The sequence below is a fragment of the Pseudomonas putida genome (assembly GCA_041071465.1).
GTDB classification, from domain to species: domain Bacteria; phylum Pseudomonadota; class Gammaproteobacteria; order Pseudomonadales; family Pseudomonadaceae; genus Aquipseudomonas; species Aquipseudomonas putida_P.
The window spans coordinates 5359376-5378967 of sequence record CP163498.1 but is presented as its reverse complement, the minus strand read 5'-3'; the positions used below and the strand labels follow the sequence as shown (position 1 = coordinate 5378967).

Genomic DNA, 19592 nt, shown 5'->3' with positions numbered 1-19592 from the left:
TTCTTGCGGCGTGGCTCAGTTCAGCCCACGCACTTCGATTTCCACCCGGCGGTTGGGCTCCAGGCACTTGATCAATTGCGCCCGCGGTTGTTGCATGTCGCAGTTGACCAGTGGTTTGCGGCTGCCTTCGCCTTGCGCGACCACCAGCTCGGCGGGCACGCCCTTGCCGACCAGGTAGGTGCGGATGGTTTGCGCCCGTTGCTTCGAAACCTGCAGGTTGCCCTGGCTGTCGCCGAGCTGGTCGGCGTGGCCAGAGATGACCACCTTGCCGATGTTCGGGGTGTTCAACAGCTTGCTGGCAATCGCGCTCAGTTGGTTCTGGCCTTCGTTCTTCAGGCTCTGGAAGTCGGCGCGGCCAAAGGCGAACAGGGTGTCGGATTCCAGCGTGATGGTCTCGATCGAGCGCAGCGACTGGGCCCGCAGGCTGTCGATGTAGTTGCGTGAGCTGGACATCAGGAAGGCGTTGTCGAGGATGCGTGGCACGTCCGGCTCACGGATCTGGTCGCTGTAGAAGGTGATCTGGCGGCTGGCGTACAGGTAGTCCTGGTCGCCGCTGGCGTCGCTACCGGCTGCGGCCATGCGCTTGCCGGTGTGGCGGGCGATGGCTGGGTACCAGTAGTCCGGTAGGTGCGCCTTGAGGAACGCAGGGTCAGCCTTCTCGCGCATTGCCTGCGAGAGCATCACGTAGGTGTCCAGGGTTGCTTTGCCGAAGTCGGCGATCGACTGAGCGCGGTTATCATGCGGCAGCGCCTCGGCCTCGACACTGTCGACGCCGCTTACCGGCTGCAGCTCGCGGGTGTTGCGTTGGTAGACCTTGAGCGTGGTCAACAGGTACAGGGTACGGGTCAGGTTATCGGCCGTGGGCTTGAGCATCACGTTCTGCAGCGTGGCGAAGTAGCGGCTGCGCAGCAGCGGCTCGACCGCATGGCCCTGGTACAAGCCCAGGCGCATGCCAAGCGGCACGCCCTGCTCGTGGTGTTGCTGATAGTAGTGCGCGGCCCAGAAGCGCAAGCGGTCAAGGCTTCTCCAGGCGGTGTACTGGCCGCTGCCAGCCTGGTCGTCGGCCTTGGCCTGAGCCAGCTCGCCGGCAATGCTGGCCAGGGTGGCGCGGTTGTTCAGGTACGACCAGCCCCACAGGCTGCAGAGCACCAGCGCTGCCAGGCCGGCGGCGCCAACCCAGCCGGCCTTGCGCCGGCGCTCGCGGTGGTTGCTGGTGTACAGCGCCACCAGGTGCTGGTCGGGAATGATGACCTTGCGGAACAGGCTGTTGATGAACAGGGGGGCTGGCTGGCTGCCGGCAGTGCCAGAACCTTCAACCTGCTCGAGTGCGAAGCGTTCGGCCACATGCTGGCCGTGGCTGCCCCACTGGGCCTCGTCGGCTTGCAGCGCAGCGGTGAAATAGAACCCGCGCAGCAACTCTGCATTCTGGTAGGGGTTGGCACGCAACAGGCTGTCGACGAATTGCTGCAGGCGCGGCTTGAGCGCGGCCAGCTCCAGCGGGAAGCGATAGGCCGCGTTGTTCTGCCGAGTGACCTGAATGTCCTGGTGTACCAGTTGTTGGCCAGCCACCTGTCGCCAGTAACTGGCCAGCTCGTCCATCGCGTTGCCAAAGCGCTGGCCCCAGTCGGCCTGCTCGTAACCCTTGTGCGAGAAGGTTTTGCCCATCACTTCACCACGCGCAGCGTCGTCCAGCTGGCGATAGAACGGCGTGAAACCGGGGATCAGATCGCACTTGGTGAAGACCAGATAGATGGGCAGGCGCACTTCGAGCAGTGCGCAGCTTTCCTGGATGCGTTCGCGCAGGCGTTTGGCCACGCGCTCCTGGTCCTCGGCCGAGCCATGCAGGATGTCGGCGATGCTGACGCTGACGATCAAACCGTTGAGCGGGCGGCGCTGGCGGTGCTGGCGCAGCAGTTGCAAGAAGCCACGCCACTTGCCGGCTTCTTCGGGGCTGTTCATGTAGCGCCCGGCGGTGTCCAGCAGCACCGCTTCGGAGCTGAAGAACCAGTCGCAGTTGCGCGTGCCGCCCAGGCCTGCGACCCGTGCGCCTTCGCGCTCGGCGTAGGGGAAGTTCAGGCCCGACTGCAGAATCATCGTGCTCTTGCCCGCGGCCGGCTGGCCGATCACCAGGTACCAGGGCAGGGCATACAGCGCGTCCTTGGCCGAGGCGCCGCGCGCTTTGTTGCTGTGCAGGCGCTCGATGCTCTGCAGCAGGCGCTCGCGCAACAGGCTGACCTCTTCCCGGTCGGCCGGGGTGGCGCTGAGTACGGCCTGGTCGGCGTCGTCGCGCAGCAAGCCTTCGAGGTTGTGGTGCTGGCCAGCACCGCGGTACAGCAACAGTACATAGCCCGCCGACAGCAGCAGAAACGCACCGATACCCGCTAGCAAGCTGTGCAGCGAGGCAAAGCCCAATGCACGGCCGATGGCCCAGACCAGGAAGATCGCCAGGAAGAACGCCACACCCAGCAGGTAGGGTTGGTAGCGCAGGCAGTAGTACTTGATCTTGTTCATACAGGCGTCGCATCCAGTGCATCGACGAACTGGTCGATGACGTGTTCAAGAGGTCGGTCGTAATTGTGCTGCCGTGGTGCGCCTGGTAGCGGGTTGAGCAGCTTCAGGTGCTGATGTGTGTCGGCGCATTCACTGAGCAGGCGGTAGGCGCTGTTGGCGTGGCGCGACGGGAAGCAGTACAGCCGCGGGTGCATGAAATCGTCGACCAGCAGGCTTACCGCCGGCACGTCGGGTTGCCGGCTCATGCGGGTGAGCCAGGTCAGCCAAAGGTCGGCCGTAGGGTTTTTAAGGCCACGTTCGGCCGGCAGCGGCAACTCGATACCGCCTGCAAAATCGCCATGCAGCGCGGCCCGGCTGATCTGCAGGTGGGCCAGGGCGGTGGCGCTGTCGAAATTTGGCCAGGAACCGTGTAGGGCTCGGGCGACATCAGTCAGGCTGTAATCGTGGAGAAACTTGGTGTGCACGCGGCGGAACAGGTCAAGGTCCTGGCCCTGTAGCGGGCGCAAGGCCTTGATCCGCTCGAACAGGCTGGCGCTGCCAGCGCCTTGCACGGCCTGGTGCAGCAATGGCTTGATCTGTGCGCTGAACAGCTCGCCAAGGGTGTACGGGTTGACCTGTGCAGTGCCTGCTTCACCCTTGAGCAACTGGAAGATGAAAAACGGGTAGCGCCGTTGACTGGCATCGCGCGAGCTGAGCAGGCCACCCAGCAGCCAGTTGCCGTTGCGTGCGCGGTAGTTGAAGAAACACACCGGCAGCGCGTCGAACAACGCCTGCCAGTCATCGCAGTGGCGCATGGCCGCCAGCGATGACTGCAACCAGGCGTCGAACTCGCAGACTTCCTCCGCCGCGCCATGCAGGCTGACGAAGTCCGCGCTCGACGGTAGCTTGCCGAAACAACCGATCATTGGCCGCCCCTGTCGTTCAGGGCGCTCAGCGCCTTGACGTCACCCAGGTCGGTCAGCTTGACCCCGCCAAAGTTGCGCACCACAAGGCTCACGCGACCACTGGCGGTGTTCCAGCTGAAGCGTTGCTGAATGCCATCCAGGTCGTCTACGCGGGCGCTTTCGTTCATACGCAGCAAGCCCCAGCGCCCCGGGAAGTCGAACACGGTCACCCGCGCACCGCTCAGGGTCACTACGTCCAGGCGTGCGCCAGGTGCGTTGTTGGTGCCCGGCCAGGCGAAGCGGTTCCAGCTGCTACGGCCGTTGCGGTAGTGCTGCTCCTGGCCGTCGAGGGTGAACACGATGTCGGTGAAGTTGGCCGACGGCTCCAGCATGATCTCGAAGCCGTTGTCACGGTCAGACAGGCTGGCGATCACCTGGCCCACCGAGCTGGCCTTGTCGATGCTGTTGAGCATGCCAGGGTTGACCAGCGCTGGCCCCTTGCTGTCGCCCACACCCAGGCCCTCACCGCCGGCCAGGTTGCCGATTTCGTTACGTTTGAAGGCGGGCAGCAGGCCGCTGTCCGGGTCGACGAAGCGTTGCAGGTCTTTCACCGACGCTTCATTGTTGCTGCCGCCGGCAATCGGGTAACGGTGCGCCATGACCTGTTCCCACGGTTTGGCAATCTGTTGCGCCCAGGCCTTGGCGATCTGCTGGCCGGCCGGGTCACGCAGGGTCGCCCAGGCGTACTGGATGGGCAGGCTGAACAGCCCCTGCAGTGAGCGGGACAAGCCGTCCTGGCTGGTGTCGACGCTGCTCTCCACATAGTTGCGTACGGTGGTGACTTCGCTTGGCTGGCCTTCCAAGGTTTCGCTGATCAGCTGCTTGCTGCTTTTGCCCACATCCTGCGAACGCTGGATGTTGTTCATGCGTACCTTGAGCTTGCGCAAGGCGGCCAGGTAGCGGTCCATGATGGTGCTGTCGGCGCCTTCGGCGTTGTTTTGCGCAAACACTCGCGCCACCGGCTCGAAACGTTTGGCCAGGCTGCCGTCGTCCACCGCCGGCAAGGCCGGGGCGACGCTGGTGGGCAGGGCGTTCTCGGTGTCGAACAAGCCTGTGACCTTGCTCCAGAAACCGTCATCGCGAGCGGCGCCAGGGGCCGGGATCGCGTGCTTGGTCGGCAGGTCCCACTGGGTGTTGTCATTGACCGCCGCCAGCAGGTTTTTCACAGGCGAGTTCTGCACGTCACTGAGCAGGCCCAGTTGCTCGGTGGCCGAGGCCAGGTCGGTGAAGTGGCGCACACCGACGCTGCTGACCATCTTGTACCAGGCCTGGGTGTAGTCGCGCTTGTAGCGGGTCATGAACTCGCGCACGAAGTTGGCTTTTTGCACGAGCGCGTCGCCGCCTTCACCGTCCAGCACCCAGTCCGACTCGTTGCGCAGGTTGCCCGACACCAGCTTGATCAGTTCGGGCTTGACGAAGGTGTCCCAGCCCTGGCGCGTGTAGATTGCTGGCACGCCAGCGGACCCGTACAGCAGCGCACGGCCCGGTTGCGGCACCAGGTCGTTGAGGCTCAACGTCGGGAACTGGCGGCTCGACTCAAGTTGCAGGCGCAGGTATTCACGATCGACCAGCGAGCTGGAGATCATGAATGCCTTGAGGTTCTGCCGGGTCTCGTCGATAAGTTGCTCGTTGCGCGGCAGTGCCGGCGCCTGGCCTTGCTCCAGCAACTGCACGTAAAGCGGTGCGTTTTCTTCGATTACCCCGGCGTCGGCCGGGGCCCCTTCAGCGGCTGCACCTGTCCAGGCCTGGGGCAGGCTGGCAGCGACGAAGGCCGGATCTGGATGTATCTGGGGCTCGGTCAGCAGCAGGTACAGCTTGAGCGTGTTGTAGGCGTCGATGATCGAGGCCACCTGCTGTTCGTCAAGTCGGCCGAGCATTTCTTCGGACAACGACAGGCCACCGGTGGTGGCGGACAGCTCGGCGGCATCGCTGGCGGTGGCCAGGTTGACCTTGGCGGCGTAGCCACCCAGGCGGGTGTTGGCTGCTGTGGCCTTGGCGGCCAAGGCAGGGGCGAGAGGCTTGCCGTTGCGTTTTTTAGGCAGCGGCGCTGGGGTGAACTCCAGTTCCTGGTTGATGCCGTTGGCGAATGTGTTGAACGCGCGCATCTGCACTTGCAGGCTGCGGGTGATCGGCTCAAGCGCCTGGCTGCGCAGTTGCGCCAGGTATGCGGCACTGCTCACCTGATGGACTGCTTCACCGTGGTAAAGGCCAGCAGCCAACGGCAGGGGGACGCCTTGCAGGCGATGGGCTTCGACTACCGCCATCTGTTCGCGCAGCACTTCCAGGCCCTTGCCTGCGGCCAGCAGTTGCTCGCGATCCTGCGCATGTTCGATCTGCGCCAGTTGCCCGCGCAAGCCATCGAGCCACTGCCGGTTGTTGATGAACGACAATGCCTGCCAGCCGATGAACAGGACACCCGTGGCAACGGCCAGGCCCAGTAACAGCGGGCTGAACGTGGCCTGCCGGCCCAGGCGTGACTGGTACAAGGTCAGGTCGCGGTCCGGGAATATCACCTGGCGGAAGGTGTCGGTGATGAAGTAGCTGCGGTTGCCCACGGGTTTGCCAGCACGTTCGGCAGGCTCATCGTAGGCCGCTTGCAAGGCGAACTCGTCGGCGATGACGTCTTCATAGACTTGTCCCAGCTGCTGCCCGGTCTGCAGCGCACTGGTGAAGTACAGGCCACGCAGCAGCAGCGGGGTCCCGCCGCGATGGCCACGCGTGAAGTGGTCGAGGAATTGCTCGAGTACATCGCTGAGTGCGGCGAAGTACTGCGGGAAGTTCAACAGCGCACTGTCGGCCTCGGCGCCGAGGGCGATCATCTGCGCATCGACGTGCTGGCGAACGTGACCCTGCAAGTTCTTCAGGCGCGTCTGCAGCACGGCGTGCAGGCCACTGTTGCGGATTTCCGACAGGCCAAAGGTCATGCCCAGCGGTTGCTGGCGCTCATGCAGGTCGAGGCCGTCGAATGCCTGGCTGAAGCCCGGTAACTGGTCGGTCTTGCTCAGCATCAGGTAGACCGGCGGGTTGGCGTCGAGGCATTCGGCGTATTCTTCTACCCGTGCCACCAGCTGCGCCGCCAGGGCATTGCGCTCATCGCTGTTGGCCGCCAGCAGCTCGGGCAGGCTGACCACCAGCACCAAGCCATTGATCGCCGCCTTGCCGCGTTGCTTGCGCAACATGCGCAGGAAGGCCGAGAACTCACTGGCTGACTGGTCGTCGCGCAAGTAGCGCCCGGCGGTGTCGATCATTACGGCGTCGGGGCTGAAGTACCAGTCACAATGCTGGGTACCGCTTTCACTGTCGTTGGCCGTGGCGATGCTGGCCGACAGACCGGAATGGGTCAGCAGCGAGGTCTTGCCGGCAGCGGACATGCCCACCACCAGGTACCAGGGCAGGTCGGACAGCGCCGCCTTGCCGCCGCCACCGGCTGAGCGATCGGTGCGCAGCATGGCGATGGCGTGCTTCAGGCGCTCGCGCAATACCTGTTGGTCTCGGAACTCACCCGTGGCGTTCCACGAGCGGTCGACTTCGATTTGCAGCAGGTTCTCCAGGTTGTGCTCGGCGCGGATGCGCTGGTACTGGCGCAGCACGATCACCAGCAGGAAGCAGGCACTGATGATGGCCAGCGCTTCAGGTACGTGATGACGCAGCCACGGCACCAGCGGCGCGACCAGCCAGCCAATCAACAGGCTCGCCAGCCACAGCAATGGCAGCAGCACCCAGAAACTCTTCAACAGACGCAGTAATGTTTTCATGTCTTCCTGACTCGGCTACCTGATGTGTGCTCAGGCACTGAACAGCTGGCGGATTTGTTCGGACAGGGCGGCAACGTCCTTGTCCAGCAACCAGTCAAGCGTCAGGTACACGGCGACGCAGACCAGCGCGATCAGCGCCAGATACACCCACAGCGGCACTTCATGGCGCAGCATCTGCGACACCTGGTCGGGCAGTGCCCAGTCCGGTGACAGCGCTTTGGGCGCCTTGCGGTAGCGGGCAATGTCCTGGCCCAGGGTATTGGCCAGGTAACGCAGCTGGTCTTTCTGGCCAAGGCTGAACTTGCCCTCGAAGCCCAGGGCCAGGCACAGGTGGTAGACCTCGAGCACATCGACGTTTTGCTTGGTGTCAGCACGCAGCGCTTGGACTTTTTCGAAGAAACCTTCCCCGGCCAGGTGCACACCGAAATAGCGGAACTGCAACGGCTGCAGCTCAAAATGCCGACGCAGCGCGTTGTCGCCTGAGCGCAGCACGCTTTCATCAAGGAACGCGCACAGCGCGTACTGAGTGTCCTTGACCTGCTCGACGCTGTAGTTGGCCGCGCGGGCATCCCGCTCCAGGTTGGCGAAGAAGCGTTCTACGCTGCCCTCGAAGGCCGGCACCGAGGTGACCTGGCGGCCGCGACGTACGATCAGCGCCATGCTGATGAAGTCCTGGACCAGGTCCTTGAGCGTCGGTTTGTCGTTGGCGGCCGCGACGGCGCCCTGTTGCAGTACGGCTTCGGTCATTTGAGCACCGCCATCAGTTCAAGCTTGAGGTTGGTAAAGGCGCTGGGCGCATAGAAGCAGATGGCCTGGGCATTGATCATTCGCTCATACACAGTGCCGTGCGGCTCGATGGCGAAATACTGGTTATCCAGGCGCACCGGAATCGCGTTCGGTAACCGCGCGGCATGATTGAGGGTGACGCCAGGCATGGCGCTGTTGACCACCACCTCGATGTCTTCCGGCGAGCCGACCTTGAACGCTCGGGGCACCAGTTCCAGCAGGCTGGCACCGGGCATGTCGGCGTGCACGGCAATATAGAAGTCGGCTTCGGCCAGGCGTGGGTCGTGCAGCTGGCCTTGCCAATGGGACGGTTTGGTCTGGGTCAGGTTGATGACGATGCACTGGTTGGGCACCACGTTGTCGAGCATTACGCGGATCATTTCGTCCAGTTTCACCAGCGATGCCGCAGGGTCCTGGTGGTCGTACTCGGGGATGTCGCTGAGCTGGGTGTCCAGGGTGAAGGTCAGGAGCCCGCCGGCCAGGTCGACGAGGAACAGGTACAGGCGCTCCGGGTGCAGGCGCGGATGGGCCAGCAGATGCGCCAATTGCGGGTGGGCACGGTTGACCGTGTTCAACAGCCAGAACAAGGTGACGTCGCTGGAGCCGAACTCGGCGATCTGGTCGGCGCGCTCGCGGCGTCGGCCGGACAGCGCCTTGCTCTTGGCCTGCAGGGCACCGAGCAGGCGTTTGCCGAGGCTGGCGATGGTTTCGTGGCTGCCCAGGTGCAGGGTAGGGTGGACGAAATGCGGGTCGAGGTTGAAGCCGCCCATGCTGTTGCGTGTCAGCTTCGCCAGCGGGCAGTAGCTGTAGCCATCGAGGCTGTCGCCGTCGACCAGCATGACCACGTTCAGGCGCAGGCTGGTGATCTCGTTCTCCAGCTCACCTTCATTAAGGTCGGGCAGGGTGTCGAACTGCTTGCGAAAGCGCCGTGCGGCCTTGTGCTCGTGGCCATCCTCGACGTAATTGAGGCCGAATGGCTCGGGCAGCTTGAGCGCGGCATAAACCTTCAGGTCGTTGGCCTTGAGCAGGTCCTTGAGGTCACGCGCGGCCGGCAGCGGATCGTGCTGCGGAGCGTCGTACAGGCTGCCATCAGGGAACACCAGCTTCAGGCGCTTGAGCTGCAGCGAACCGTTGGCCAGGGCGTCTTCGTCCACCTGCAGCGCCTGTACACCCCAATGGAAAGGAGTACTGCGCAGGGTCGCCTCAGCCAACTGGTGCTGGTGGAACTCGTCCTGGTACTGGAAGTGCTGGGGCAGCAGGAACATGCCTTCCGACCACATCACCCGGCTCTGCTTGCTCATTTGACGCTATCCACTAAAGAGTTGAAGGTTGAATCCATGGCGTTGCTGGCCGACTGGCTGGCGGCGTCGCTGGCTTTTTGGATGACCGCGTCCTGCACCTTGTCGGTGAGCGTCGGGGCGGCATCCTTGGCCTTCTGCGCCGCCGCGAGCTGGTCGGCAGTCGGGGGTTTGTTCAGCACATCCACGCCCCGCATGGCACTGATTTCGGTTTTATCCACCAGTACCCGCAGCCCGTCGGATGAGAACCAGATGCCGTCCTTGCGCAGCGAGTTTGCGTCGAAGGCGACTTTCCAGCGTGCGCCTTGTTCATCACGGAAGAACGCCGCCACGCCGACGTAGCGAGCGCTATTGGCCAGAGGCCACTGGTCGATCTGGCCAATGCCCGGTAGCAGGGTGATCTCGCGGGCTTCCACCAGGGTATTGCCCAGTGCCTTTTCCGGGGTATCCCACAGGGTTTCGGCATCGGTTGCGGCGAAGCGCTCAAGGTCGGTCAGCTGGTACACGCGCATCACCACCGACAGCGGCTTGCCCTCGGTATCGGGGTTGAGCTGGTTGCCGCCGTCGGAGGTCAGGATGACCTTCTCGCTGTCAGCCAGCATGTCGGCCGCCCAGCTGTCCTCCATGCGTTTGCCGATACGGTCGGTGACCCCGCAGCCCGCCAGCGCCAGCAGCAGGGCGGCGGTGGTCAGGCGCTTGAAGGCGATGTGCTTGTGTTGCATGACGGCTAAACCTCCGGGTACTGGTCAGGCCAGGCGATAGGCGAAATCGCCATCGCTGCCCAGTTCGATCACAAGGCGCTCGATCGGTGTGTCCTGGGCCATGCGTTCGAGCACACGCTGGGCGAGCTCGGGCATCAGGGTTTGCGACAGGATGTTGTCGATGTTGCGTGCGCCGCTGTCGACCTCGGTGCAACGGGCGGCGATGGCTTTGACCAGCGCCTCGTCGTAGCCCAACTCGGCCTGGTGGTTGCGGGCGAAGCGCTTGGCGATACGCTCGAGCTTGAGGGCGACGATGCGCTCGAGGATCTGGTCCTGCACCGGGTAGAACGGCACGATGTTCAGGCGGCCGAGAAACGCCGGCTTGAACACTTGGTTGAGCTCGTTGCGCAGGCCTTCGACGATGGCCTCTGGCGTTGGCAGCTCGGTGGCATTCAGGCAGGTTTGCATGATGCGTTCGGTGCCGGTGTTGGAGGTGAGGATGATCACTGTGTTGCGGAAGTTGATCTCGCGGCCTTCACCGTCGTCCAGCACGCCCTTGTCGAAGACCTGGAAAAACAGTTCGAGTACGTCGGGGTGGGCTTTTTCCACCTCGTCCAGCAGCACCACGCTGTAGGGTTTGCGGCGTACCGCCTCGGTCAGCACGCCGCCTTCGCCGTAACCGACGTAGCCGGGGGGCGAGCCTTTGAGGCTCGACACGGTGTGGGCCTCCTGGTACTCGGACATGTTGATGGTGATCAGGTTGCGCTCGCCGCCGTACAGCGTATCGGCCAGGGCCAGGGCAGTTTCGGTCTTGCCGACGCCGCTGGGGCCGAGCAGCAGGAACACGCCGATGGGTTTGTTGGGGTCTTCCATGCGCGCACGGGAAATCTTGATGCGTTTGCCGATTTCCTGCAGGGCATGGTCCTGGCCCAGTACGCGCTCGCCCAGCAGGGCCGGCAGGCGCTGTACGGTATCGATTTCGTCGCGCAGCATCTTGCCCAGCGGGATGCCGGTCCAGCCGCTGATGACCTGGGCAATGGCGCCGCTGTCGACCAGGGCGTGGACCAGTGGCTGGTCACCTTGCACACGGGCCAGTTCGGCGCGCAGGGTATTGAGCTGCTCGGCGTCGGTGTCGTTGGCGGCATCCAGTGCCTTGAGTTGCTCGACCAGTTCCAGCTCCTGTTGCCACTGCGCGATGAGCTGCTGCTCGCGCTGCTGTTCGGTCTGCAACGCGGCCTGCAGCTCGCCTAGGCGACGGGCATGGTCATGGCCTTTGCCCGCTTCGTGGCCAAGAACGGCGATTTCTGCCTGCAGGTTGTCGATCTGCCGACGGCAGTCTTCCAGCAAGCCTGGCTGCGACGACTGCGCCAGGGCGATGCGGGCGCAGGCGGTGTCGAGCACGCTAACGGCTTTGTCGGGCAGCTGGCGGCCGGTGATGTAGCGGTTGGACAGGCGCACCGCTTGTACCAGCGCTTCGTCCATCACCGCCACCTTGTGGTGCTCGCGCATCTTGCCCAGTAGCCCGCGCAGCATGTGAATGGCTTTGTCTTCATCAGGTTCTTCGACCTTTACTACCTGGAAGCGGCGGGCGAGGGCGGCGTCTTTCTCGAAGTACTTCTTGTATTCGGCCCAGGTGGTGGCGGCGATGGTACGCAGTTCGCCACGGGCAAGGGCCGGCTTGAGCAGGTTGGCGGCATCGTTCTGCCCGGCCTGGCCGCCAGAACCGATCAGGGTGTGGGCTTCGTCGATGAACAGGATGACCGGGTGCAGGCTGCGCTTGACCTCTTCGATGACCGCTTTCAGGCGGTTTTCGAACTCGCCCTTTACCCCGGCGCCCGCCTGCAGCAGGCCCAGGTCAAGGGTGTGCAGGGCCACATCCTTGAGCACCGCTGGTACATCGCCCTGGGCGATTCTCAGGGCCAGGCCCTCGACCACGGCGGTTTTGCCGACCCCGGCTTCACCGGTGAGAATCGGGTTGTTTTGCCGGCGACGGGTGAGGATGTCGACCATTTGCCGCACTTCGAACTCGCGGCCCAAGACTGGGTCAATGCGGCCTTCGCGGGCACTTTGGGTAAGGTTGACGGTGTACTGGTCCAGCGCTGGGGTCTTGCCCCCAGCTTTAGTGCTGCTGGCGACTGGCGCCGCGGGGCTGGCCTGCCGCGACTCGGCGCTACCTTCGACCAGTGCGGCAAGGTTCAGGCGCAGGTCATTGGCATTGATCTTTTCCAGCTCCGGTGCCGAAGCCATCACCACTCGGCGCAGTTCGGCATCATCAAGCAGGGCTTGCAGCAAGTGGCCGCTGCGTACTTGGCCAACGCCATACTCGATCGATGCCAGCAACCAGGCCTGCTCGATCATGCGGGTGATGTGCGGCGACAGCGCTGGGGTACGGGTATTGCCTTTCTTGAAGGTGCCCAGGGCGGTGACCAGTTGCGCCTGCAGGCGCTCGGTGACGACCTCATAGTGGCGCAGGATCGGTGCCAGGTCATTGTCACTGCTGTCGAGCAGTTGCAGCAGCAGGTGCTCAACCTCGACATCGTAGTGATGCTCCGACAGGCACAGGGCCGCCGCGCTTTCGGTGGCCGTGCGGCTGGTTTCGTTTAGCTTGGCGAACAGAGACTTCAGGTTCACAAGGCGACCCCATCGTAAGGAATGTGGAAAACGGCGCAACGCGAAGGCTCCGCGTCACGGCCAGGGCGTTTGAGCCAGCCCATCCAGCCCAAGGCGACATTGCCTTTGCGGCCGAGCTGGGCGCGTGGCACTGCCTCGCGCTTGAGGCGCGGGGCGATTTCGAAGTCCAGCCCGGCACCTATATAGAAGCGCACCAACTCGACCAGCTTGCGATAGCACTCGGTGCCCGGCTGAAAACGCTGGTAATCGGCCAGGCTCAGTGGGCTCAGCTCGATGCGAATGCACGATTGGTAATCCCAGGTTCGCTTGCCCGCTACGGCGCTTTGGCCGAGCTGGGCGTTGCGCCGCCCAAGCTGGGTGCGCTGTTCAGGCGGCAGGTGCAACCAACGACCGGCGAACTGCTTGACGTGGATCGGCAACGAGAAATAGAAGCCGAGCATCCGTTCGAGGTTCAGCGCATTGCGCGGCTTCTGGCTGAGCAGGCCGGCAAAATAGCTGAACAGCTCACGACGCAATACTGACGGTTGTTCTTCGAACTTCAGTTTTTGCGCGCGCGGCCCGAAGCCCGCCAGGTTGAGCAGGTAGCCATCGAAACCCGAGGTGCCATTGCGCTCGTGCTCGATATGGAACTTGTATTTTTGCCAGGCCTCGTAGAACAGCGTGGTCATACGGTGCGAGAAGATGTCGAGAAACGCATGGGCGGCATCGTCGCGGTATTGCACATGGCGCTCGAGCAGCAACTCGGTATACGGGCGCGGCAGCACGCCCGACGGCCCGACCAGGCCCATGAAGGTAACCTGCACTTCCGACAGTGGCAGGCCAGCCGGCGATAGCTTGCCTTCGCGCTCAAAGTGCAGGTCGCTGACCTCGCTGGCCGGAAATGCCAGCGACAACTGGGTGCGGAAACGCAGCGGGTCTTCATGGGGCCGGGTTGCCAGGTCCATGCGACCGGTGCGGCTGTAGTGCAGGCGGAGCAGGCGCACCAATTGAAAGAATTCGAATCGGTGCGGCTCGGCTCGGGCCTGATCGATCAGACCAGGGGCTGATCGCCAGTGCGTGCTGGCCATTGGACGACTCTCTTTTCTCGTTGTTGGGTACGCAGGGTCAGTTGGGTGAAGCTGTTCATCGAGCAGTACTGGCCGAAGAAGTGGTCCAGCACCATGCCGAACAGGAACACGCCGCTGCCGGTGTATTGGTGCTCGTCGAGGGTGAGGGTAATGCCTACGCCCCGCACAAAATTCGGCCGCGGATGGCCGATGCGCGCAACCACTGGCTCGCTGCTGATGGCCTTGATGCCATTGATCTGTTTGCGGATGGCCGACACGTTGCGGTAGTTGTAGAGCGACAGCAGTTCCAGCAGCACTTCGCGGCCTTGGCTGACCAGCGACATATGGTTCAGCGACAGGTGCGCGATCAGCCGCCAGATCAAGCCTTTTCCCAAGGGCACGCGCACGGTGGCAGTGGGCTTGCGCAGGCAGCGGATGTCCTTGATTACCGAGTTGGCGGGAATGTTGAAATCGCCACGCTCGCCACCGAACGGCAGCATCAGCGGCACATCGCGGTTGCTGCAGGTGAGGCCGATGCTGAGGGTGTCGCTGCTGGCGCCGATCAGCTCCAGGTCACGGTCGACCACGCGGATGCTCATGGCCGTGGCGTCACCCTGATTGCGCCGACGGGCGACCCAGAAGCTGCTGTGCGGGTCCTGTTCGCCACGGGGCTCGAAAAACGGCAGGCAGGTGGTGACCTGGTCGATGCCGCCAAGTTTGCGCACCCGGCGCACGCGGTCGATCGACACCACTTCGGCAGCGTTGTGCAGCCGGGTATCAGGCGTGACCGGGTACTCGTGCTGGGTGTGGGTCAGCTTGATCGGCTCGGCCTGCTGGCGGAACAGATTGATGATTGGCGTGCAGTTGAGCTTGAAATTGTTGCGCCCGATGTTCTGCGTCAGCCGCGCCAGGCGCTCGCTGAGGTCGTAGTCGGAAAAATAGAAATTGATCTCGACCTGCTCGATAGCCTTGCCTTGCAGGATGCGTGCAAAACCACTGAGGTCGAAGAACATGAATTTGTCGGGGAAGGTGAAATACTCGTGCAGCAGCCGGTAGCCCAGGAACGAGCGCTCGGAGTAATCCACCAGGCCTTCGTCACGGGTAAAACCCACGGCATTTAGCGCACCGGCTGGCAGCGCGACTTCACGGCTGCGGCCCTCGTCGTGGAAGCTCAGGGTGGCCTTGGCCAGGTTGTTGAACAGCAACTCATATAGATGCAGCATCAGCGTGGCTTCGCCGTCGAGGAAAAACCGCAGGCGGTCCATTTCCATCTGCCCGAACAGGGCATCACCTGTGGCGGTCAGGCGGATACGCAGGCGTGCGACCAGGTCGGCGCTGTGGCCGTTGAATGCCGAGCGTTCCATTTCGGCGAACGAGGCCTGCTGCACGGCAATCGGCCACAGCTCTACGGGGTAACAGGTGCGGAACTTGCACACCACGCCCTCGACGGCATTGGCATGCATTTCGGTATGGCGCGCCACGTGGTATGCCTCGGTGACTTTCTCATGCCTGCCCAGGCTCAACTCGGCAATCGACATGGACGGGGTCGGGCGCAGGTAATGCGGGTACAGCACCTCGAGGAAGGATTCGACGATTTCCGGGAACTCGTCATCGAGCTTCTTGTGCACCCGCGCAGAAAGGAACGAGAACGCCTCGATCAGGCGCTCGGTATGCGGGTCCTCGCAGTTGTCGCCCTCGATCAGCAAACGAGAAGCGATTTTCGGGTACTGCGCAGCAAACTCCTGGCCGAGGAAGCGCAGGTGCGACAGTTCCTTTTCGTAGTAGGGCAGCAGTTCGTCGAGCATCAGTTGAGGTTCTGCACTTTGTATTCCTGGGTGTTGACCTGCAGCACGGCGTCGAACGACACCTGGCGGCTGATGTCCTGCAGACGCAACACGGCGTCCACGCGGAAGGTCAACATGCGGTGGCCGTCCTGCTGGGCCAAGAGCTGCACACGGACCCGGCGAAAGCGCCGGTCGCCGGTGCTTATCGCACGCTCCAGTTGCTGCTGAATAAGGCGACGATCGTGTGGGTCGAGCACGCTGCGGCTGATGAAGTCAGGCATGCCGTATTCAAGGATGGAACCACCGAGTTGGCTGAAACCGTCGAGCGCCTCGGCGACCAGCGATTGGCGGGTATTCACCAGCACTTCCAGGTCGCGGACGATGCTGGCCTTGTACTCGGCCAGCGAGCAGGTACGCTGCGCGGCCGGCTCGGCCGACTGATAGGGACGGTCGTCCAGCAGTCGGTCGTCGAGCAGCGAGGGCAGCAGGCGGGCCTGGTTACTCATGTGTCATCCCTGTACACAGCGGGCTGTCAGCCGCGCGCGCCTTGTGGCAGCTCGGCGACCAGCCGCAGCGAGGCGGTCAGTTCGTCCAGTTGGTAGTGCGGGCGCAGGTACGTGACGGCCTTGTACACGCCTGGCTTGCCTGGCACCTCGAACACCTCGGCGCGGGCCTCACGCAGCGGGAACTTGGCCTTGGCTTCCTGGCTGGCGGTATCGTCGAGCAGCACATAGCTGGCCAGCCACTGGTTGAGGAAGCGCTCCACGTCCATGCGCGAGGCGAAACTGCCGATCTTGTCGCGCATGATCGCCTTCATGTAGTGGGCGATACGCGAGGTGGCGAAGATGTATTGCAGTTGGGCCGACAGGCGTGCGTTGGCATTGGCGATGTCGGTGTTGTACTGCTTTTGCTTCTGCGCCGACTGGGTGCCGAAGAATGCGGCATAATCGGTGCCCTTGCAGTGCACCAGGGGGATGAAGCCCAGGTCCGACAGCTCTTTTTCGCGGCGGTCGGTAATGGCGATTTCGGTCGGGCACTTGAGGGCGATTTCGCCATCGTCGGTGTTGAAGGTGTGGGTCGGCAGGCCTTCGACCAGGCCGCCCCCTTCCACGCCGCGGATGGCTACGCACCAGCCGTAGCGGGCGAAGGCATCGGTGACGCGGGTGCCAAGGGCATAGGCGGCGTTCATCCACAGGTATTTGTTGTGGTCACGGCCGTCGACGCTTTCGACGAAGTTGAATTCCTCCACCGGCGTGGTATCGGGGCCATACGGCAGGCGGCCAAGCACATGGGGCAGGGTGAGGCCGACGTAGCGAGAGTCTTCCGATGCGCGGAACGATTTCCACTTGGCGTATTCGACGGTGTCGAAGATCTTCGCCAGGTCTCGCGGGCCGGACATCTCGGTGAACGAGTCCCAGCCGAACAGTTCAGGGGAGGCGGCGGAGATGAACGGCGCGTGCGCCGCTGCGGCCACGTGCGAGATCTCTTCCAGCAGGTACATGTCTTCGGGGTTGCGGTTGAATTCGTAGTCGCCGATCAGCATGCCGAACGGCGCGCCACCGAAAGTGCCGTACTCTTCTTCGTAGACTTTCTTGAACAGTGCGCTCTGGTCGAATTCGCTGGCAGCCTTCAGATCACGTACCAGGTCTTTCTTGGAGGCATTGAGCAGGTGAATTTTCAGCGTGGTGCTGGTTTCGGTCTGGTCTACCTGGTACTTCAGGCCACGCCAGGAGGCTTCCAGCTGCTGGAACTCGCGAGCGTGCATGATTTCGTTCATCTGCTCGGAGAGCATCGCGTCGATTTCGGCGATACGCGAGTCGAGCACGGCGATCAGGTCCTTGCTCGGGGTCATCTCGCCTTCGAGCATCTGGTTCACCAGTTCGCCGATCAGGTCGCGGGTGCGGTTGCGTTCGGTGTCGGAACGGGCCACGCGGCTTTGCGAAATGATGCTGTCCAGCAGCGAGGGCTGTGGGGCGAAGTTTTCCACTTCGACCAGTTCGCCGGCCTGTTGCGGTGCGGTTTGCTTGTCGGTCATGTTAAGGCTCCTGCTCAGGCGCGATCGCTGCTGGATGGGTCTTTCACTTCGGCTTCACGGCCGAATTCCTTGCCCAGGGTCTTGAGCTTTTCGGTGTTTTGCAGCACGTCCATCAGCAGCTCTTCGAGCTTGTCGTTGCCGCCCATCTTGTTGCGCAGGTCGGCCAGCTTGTTGCGCACTTCCAGCAGCTTGCGCAGTGGTTCCACCTGCTTGACCACGTTCTGTGGCTCGAAGTCTTCGAGGCTGTTGAAGTTCAGCTCCACGCCCAGCTGGGTGCCGTTCTTGGCCAGGGTGTTGTCGACGCGGTAGGTCAGGCGTGGCTTGATGCCCTTGAGCACACCGTTGAAATTGTCGCGGTCGATGAAGACGAACTTGCGGTCCTTGAGCTTGGGCAGCGGCTCCAGCGGGTTGCCGGAAAAGTCGCCCAGTACGCCGACGACGAAGGGCAGCTCCTTTTTCTCGATGGCATCGCCGATGTCCACGTCGTAGGTGATATGGACCCGAGGCGCGCGGACGCGGTCGAGTTTGTGCTGAGTGCTTTCCTTCTTCGCCATCGTGTTCTCCAGTGCGAGCAGTTCGCTGCGAATCATTGCGCGGCCCGGTAAGGGGCGTTGCGGGTTACAGGCCTTCGATCGTCAGCAGCAGGCGCTGACGGATGTCGTCGTTCATTTCCAGAATGTTGTCGCGGCCCACCAGCTCTTCGAAGCTGGTGTTGCCGGCAATTTGCGTGCTGCTACGGATGACCGAATCGTCGGGAAGTTCCGAACGCACCGGCGAGCTGATGACGCAGAACGGCAAGTCACCAAAGCCCTTGAGGCGCTCGAAGCTCAGGCTGTAGCGCAGGCCTTCGAACAGCCGGCCAAGGCCTGGCGACTTGCTCAGGCAGTAGAACAGCACCAGGTAGTGCACCACGAAGCGGTACAGCTCGGCGCTGCTGCGGTTGGGGTCTTTGATGACGTTGCGAAACCGCGCCAGTTCGAAGGTGTGGAAGCCCACCACCCAGCGTGTCGGGCTGGTGATGCGGATGACCTGGCCGCTCTGTGCGAGGGCCTTGTCGTACTCCAGCGGGAACAGTTCGGGGGTGGTGCTGATCAGGTTCAGCGGCACTTCCAATTCGCTGACCAATTGGAATGGCGCGGCCGAGCCGATGCGATCGTAGAGTTCGATCAGGGACTGGAAATGGCCCTGGGTTTCGCGCCCGCTGCTGCGTTGGGCGCCTTGCAGGTATTCGCCAAACAGGGTTTGCGGACGGATCAGCGGCGCCACGGTGGCAAGGTAATCCGCCGCCTGCGCCTTCAGCGCATCGGAGATCGCCCGCGTCTGGCTACGCAGCTTGATCAGTGCTTCGACATCGAATGTCTGGGTCATCGGTGCATCGTCCATGTGCCTGCTTGATCGTCCTGAAACGCCAATGGCGCGGACCTGAAATAGAGCCTTCGGCGGCGGTAAATTTGAGTGCTGGCACATGAATATTGTGTTGCCAGCAATGCCGAGTAGGGCACCTCACTGCGGAAGAAGTTCCGGCGAAGGGGGCGATTTATTACTCGTATTGTGACGCGGCGCAATAATGGCGCTGTGATATTGGCGATGGGGCCGGGGCGCGGGGAACGGCGGCTCAAGCCCTAAATTTGGGGGGCGAGTAGGGCCGGAGATCGATGAAAATTATCGGCAAAAATATCTTTCAAAAAGTGAATCAGGTCCCATTTTTTGCGGCGACCGAGTGCTTGGCGGGGTGATGACAAGGCAAGGTGGAATGATGGCAGTGCGACGGAATATGGCGTGGCTCAGGCACCTGTGAAGGGATGCTATCGCCCGTCAACCTGTTGAACTAGAGGCGAGAGGCGTTCATAGCTGTCGAGGCTGTGCGGCGACATTCAATCGGGGCGTTGGATCTTCACGCCGCGACCGGACTGAATGGCCACGTAATACGCGTTCTCCAACCCAACGGACACAATCCGACTTACTTAATCGCGGACGCGTCTACTGCTCCAACAACCCGTAATACGCCATTTGGTAAAGGCATTTTGACGTTAGCTCCATGGCCCTATAGCGCAAGGCCATCATTTGACAGCCTCTGTCAAGCACGTTTTCATTGGGCGAT

Annotated in this window: 13 protein-coding genes; all 13 read right to left on the bottom strand. The window is 62.8% G+C overall.

Features of this window, described 5'->3' with window-relative positions; translation table 11 throughout:
- Positions 1–15: 15 nt before the first annotated feature.
- Entirely contained in the window at positions 16–2511 is a 2496-nt protein-coding gene (tssM, locus tag AB5975_24725) for a type VI secretion system membrane subunit TssM (protein ID XDR19673.1), read from the bottom strand.
- Positions 2508–3416, bottom strand: a complete 909-nt coding sequence (gene tagF, locus AB5975_24720) for a type VI secretion system-associated protein TagF (GenBank protein ID XDR19672.1) — start codon at positions 3414–3416, stop codon at positions 2508–2510. Before tagF ends, tssM begins: the two co-directional genes overlap by 4 nt.
- Positions 3413–7210, bottom strand: coding sequence for a type VI secretion protein IcmF/TssM N-terminal domain-containing protein (locus tag AB5975_24715; protein ID XDR19671.1), 3798 nt, complete (start codon positions 7208–7210; stop codon positions 3413–3415). Before AB5975_24715 ends, tagF begins: the two co-directional genes overlap by 4 nt.
- 30 nt (positions 7211–7240) lie before the next feature.
- Positions 7241–7957: a type IVB secretion system protein IcmH/DotU gene (icmH, locus tag AB5975_24710; protein ID XDR19670.1), complete on the bottom strand. Its 717-nt coding sequence runs from the start codon at positions 7955–7957 to the stop codon at positions 7241–7243.
- Positions 7954–9297: a type VI secretion system baseplate subunit TssK gene (gene tssK, locus AB5975_24705; protein XDR19669.1), complete on the bottom strand. Its 1344-nt coding sequence runs from the start codon at positions 9295–9297 to the stop codon at positions 7954–7956. Before tssK ends, icmH begins: the two co-directional genes overlap by 4 nt.
- A complete protein-coding gene (gene tssJ / locus AB5975_24700; GenBank protein XDR19668.1) occupies positions 9294–10016 on the bottom strand; it encodes a type VI secretion system lipoprotein TssJ in 723 nt (240 codons plus the stop codon). The genes tssK and tssJ overlap by 4 nt, the downstream gene beginning before the upstream one ends.
- A 24-nt stretch (positions 10017–10040) precedes the next feature.
- Positions 10041–12626 (bottom strand): type VI secretion system ATPase TssH, encoded by a 2586-nt coding sequence (tssH, locus tag AB5975_24695; protein XDR19667.1) that lies wholly within the window; start codon positions 12624–12626, stop codon positions 10041–10043.
- Positions 12623–13693, bottom strand: coding sequence for a type VI secretion system baseplate subunit TssG (gene tssG / locus AB5975_24690; GenBank protein ID XDR19666.1), 1071 nt, complete (start codon positions 13691–13693; stop codon positions 12623–12625). Before tssG ends, tssH begins: the two co-directional genes overlap by 4 nt.
- Positions 13657–15477: a type VI secretion system baseplate subunit TssF gene (gene tssF / locus AB5975_24685; protein XDR19665.1), complete on the bottom strand. Its 1821-nt coding sequence runs from the start codon at positions 15475–15477 to the stop codon at positions 13657–13659. The genes tssG and tssF overlap by 37 nt, the downstream gene beginning before the upstream one ends.
- Entirely contained in the window at positions 15477–15962 is a 486-nt protein-coding gene (gene tssE, locus AB5975_24680) for a type VI secretion system baseplate subunit TssE (GenBank protein ID XDR19664.1), read from the bottom strand. The genes tssF and tssE overlap by 1 nt, the downstream gene beginning before the upstream one ends.
- A gap of 26 nt (positions 15963–15988) precedes the next feature.
- Positions 15989–17491 carry a type VI secretion system contractile sheath large subunit gene (gene tssC, locus AB5975_24675; GenBank protein ID XDR19663.1) on the bottom strand — a complete coding sequence of 501 codons (1503 nt, stop codon included), beginning with the start codon at positions 17489–17491 and terminating at the stop codon, positions 15989–15991.
- Positions 17492–17505: 14 nt separating this feature from the next.
- Positions 17506–18045, bottom strand: a complete 540-nt coding sequence (gene tssB, locus AB5975_24670) for a type VI secretion system contractile sheath small subunit (protein XDR19662.1) — start codon at positions 18043–18045, stop codon at positions 17506–17508.
- A 64-nt stretch (positions 18046–18109) separates the two neighbouring features.
- Positions 18110–18859, bottom strand: coding sequence for a hypothetical protein (locus AB5975_24665; GenBank protein ID XDR19661.1), 750 nt, complete (start codon positions 18857–18859; stop codon positions 18110–18112).
- Between the last annotated feature and the right edge of the window lie 733 nt (positions 18860–19592).